The following is a 1,100-nucleotide window of genomic DNA, read 5'->3' on the forward strand; positions in this document are numbered from 1 at the left end:
GAAGAGGCCCATCGTCAGGCTGCCGAGGACGAGCGAGCGCCACCACCACGACCCGCGAGGCAGGCGTCGGTGCCACGCCAGCATGAGGAGCCCGACGGGCAGGACGCGCATGGCGCCGGCGAAGAGCGGACGGTCGGCCGGGAGGAAGAGGTGCGTCACGGCATACGTGGAACCCCAGACGATCGGAGCGATCGCGGTGACGGCGACGAGAGCCAACCCACCCAGTTTCTTGCCCGACATAGTTTCCATGGAAGGGATAATACTTTCCGCGGAAGGTATATTCCAGTCCATGCCCGAGAAGCAGCCCGACCGCGCCGACCAGATCGTCGACCAGTGGCGTGCCGAACGCCCCGACATCGACCCAACCCCGTTCCTCGTCATCGGGCGGATGCACCGCGTCGCCAACGCCCTCACGACCGAACTCGTCACCGTCTACGCGAAGTTCGGACTCGGCGAGGGCGAGTTCGACGTGCTCGCCACGCTGCGACGCCAGGGCGGCGAGTTCGCCTCACACCGTCCGACCGTCTCGGAGCGACGACGGTCGTCACCACCGGCGCCGTGGACCAACGTCGGGGTCGACCGGTCTCCGTGGCCGACAGGGCTACGTGGAGCGCCGACCGAGCGGCACCGACGGTCGCTCCCGCCTCGTGGCGCTCACCCCCGCGGGCAAGAAGCTCATCGACAAGGCGTTCACCGCCCACATGGCCAACGAAGCGCGCCTCCTCGAGGCCCTCTCCCCCACCGAGCGCGCCGGCCTCGAGCGTGGCCTGCGCGCCCTCGCCCAGTCCCTCGGCGTCTGAGCGCAGCGAGCGCCCACACCGTCCGGGCCGACTGCCATGATCGGAGGGTGATGACCAAGGACGAGTACCTCGCTCACGCCGACCGGCAGGATGACTGGGCCCCCGGATGGCTCGCGATCGACGCGGCGTTCGACTCCCTCTATCCAGGAGTCACGCCCCCTCACCTCGGAACCGATCTTCACGCGCGGGCGACCCTGGGCACGGTCCGGATGAGTGCAGGTGGGCGGTCAACTCCCTGAGCAACGTCGGTCGCTACACCTACACGTCCACACGATTCTTCGAGCCCTACCAGTTCGTCAG

2 protein-coding genes and 1 pseudogene are annotated in these 1,100 nt (G+C 68.5%); 2 read left to right on the forward strand and 1 reads right to left on the reverse strand.

The genetic code is table 11. From position 1 onward, the window contains the following. Positions 1-240: pseudogene (locus JNB_RS00065) on the reverse strand (EamA family transporter); the annotation flags it as partial. Between the two features lie 365 nt (positions 241-605). Between JNB_RS00065 and JNB_RS21790 the strand changes: the two are divergent. Both JNB_RS21790 and JNB_RS00075 read left to right on the forward strand, forming a co-directional pair. Then, on the forward strand, positions 606-800 hold the full coding sequence (locus JNB_RS21790) for a MarR family winged helix-turn-helix transcriptional regulator (protein WP_009774329.1): 195 nt from the start codon (positions 606-608) through the stop codon (positions 798-800). A 50-nt stretch (positions 801-850) separates the two neighbouring features. Beyond that, positions 851-1,039: a hypothetical protein gene (locus JNB_RS00075; protein WP_009774330.1), complete on the forward strand. Its 189-nt coding sequence runs from the start codon at positions 851-853 to the stop codon at positions 1,037-1,039. Positions 1,040-1,100 lie beyond the last annotated feature (61 nt).

It is taken from the genome of Janibacter sp. HTCC2649 (assembly GCF_000152705.1).
Lineage (GTDB): Bacteria > Actinomycetota > Actinomycetes > Actinomycetales > Dermatophilaceae > Knoellia.

Excerpts from the sequence above, each read along its gene's own strand:
- JNB_RS00075 (WP_009774330.1), top strand. The coding sequence starts at position 851 with ATGACCAAGGACGAGTACCTCGCTCACGCCGACCGGCAGGATGACTGG.